Genomic DNA, 1,546 nt, shown 5'->3' with positions numbered 1-1,546 from the left:
ACGAGTTTGGCCACCGGCTTCGGGTGCAGACAATTCAGGTGACTTGACGGGCGGTGTGTACAAGGCCCGGGAACGTATTCACCGCAGTTTAGCTGACCTGCGGTTACTAGCGATTCCGGCTTCATGTAGGCGAGTTGCAGCCTACAATCCGAACTGAGGATGGATTTTTGGGATTTGCTTGACCTCACGGTTTAGCAGCCCTTTGTTGCCACCCATTGTAGCATGTGTGAAGCCCCAGGCGTAAGGGCCATGCCGACTTGACGTCATCCCCACCTTCCTCCCGCTTGCACGGGCAGTTCCGTAAGAGTTGCCGACTTTACGCTGCCAACATACGGTGAGGGTTGCGCTCGTTGCGGGACTTAACCCAACATCTCACGACACGAGCTGACGACAGCCATGCAACACCTGTCTCTAGGCTCTCTTGCGAGCACCCCCAACTTTCATCAGGGTTCCTAGGATGTCAAACCTGGGTAAGGTTCTTCGGTTAGTGACGAATTAATCCACATGCTCCACCGCTTGTGCGGGCCCCCGTCAATTCCTTTGAGTTTCAACCTTGCGGCCGTACTCCCCAGGCGGAGTGCTTAATGCGTTAGCGACGACACAAGAGGGGTCGATACCTCTTACATCTAGCACTCATCGTTTAGGGCGTGGACTACCGGGGTATCTAATCCCGTTTGCTCCCCACGCTTTCGCACCTCAGCGTCAGTTATAGGCCAGGTAGCTGCCTTCGCCATTGGTATTCCTCCTGATATCTACGCATTTCACCGCTACACCAGGAATTCTACTACCCTCTCCCTAACTCAAGTCTCCCAGTATCCAAGGCACTGTTCACGTTGAGCGTTGAACCTTTCACCCCAGACTTAAGAAACCGCCTACGCGCGCTTTACGCCCAGTAACTTCGGACAACGCTCGCCCCCTACGTATTACCGCGGCTGCTGGCACGTAGTTAGCCGGGGCTTATTCAAGTGGTACCGTCAAATTTCTTCCCACTTAAAAGAAGTTTACGATCCGAGAACCTTCATCCTTCACGCGGCGTCGCTGCATCAGGCTTTCGCCCATTGTGCAAGATTCCTAATTGCTGCCCCCCGTAGGAGTCTGGGCCGTATCTCAGTCCCAATCCGGCTGATCGTCCTCTCAGACCAGCTACCCGTCGTCGCCTTGGTAGGCCGTTACCCCACCAACTAGCTGATAGGCCGCAAGACCATCTCGAAGTGATAAATCTTTAGACAATCGGGGATGCCCCCGACTGGCCACATGCGGTATTAGCAGTCCTTTCGGACTGTTGTCCCCCGCTTCGAGGCAGGTTTCTTACGTGTTACGCGACCGTTCGCCACTAACAGTAACCGAAGCCACTGTCCGTTCGACTTGCATTTCTTAGGCACGCCGCAAGCGTTCGTCCTGAGCCAGGATCAAACTCTCCAAAGAAAGTTTGGCGATCTCACCCTCCGAAAAGGGGAAATCAGTTTTTTGTAGAATGTTGCCATTCCACGATTTGCGCCAGTCACGCTAGGTGCTGGCAAATTGTAAATCCTGAAGCTCGATAAAA

The 1,546-nt window shown here is 53.8% G+C and carries 1 rRNA gene (cut by a window edge); it reads right to left on the bottom strand.

What is annotated here, in order from left to right:
• Positions 1 to 1,425: ribosomal RNA gene (locus tag HNQ39_RS29530) — 16S ribosomal RNA — on the bottom strand; it reaches 166 nt to the left of the window's first position.
• Positions 1,426 to 1,546: the final 121 nt, after the last annotated feature.

The sequence above is a fragment of the Armatimonas rosea genome (assembly GCF_014202505.1).
GTDB lineage: Bacteria > Armatimonadota > Armatimonadia > Armatimonadales > Armatimonadaceae > Armatimonas > Armatimonas rosea.
The sequence above is the reverse complement of the archived record's forward strand: the minus strand, read 5'-3'. Positions and strand labels throughout refer to the sequence as shown.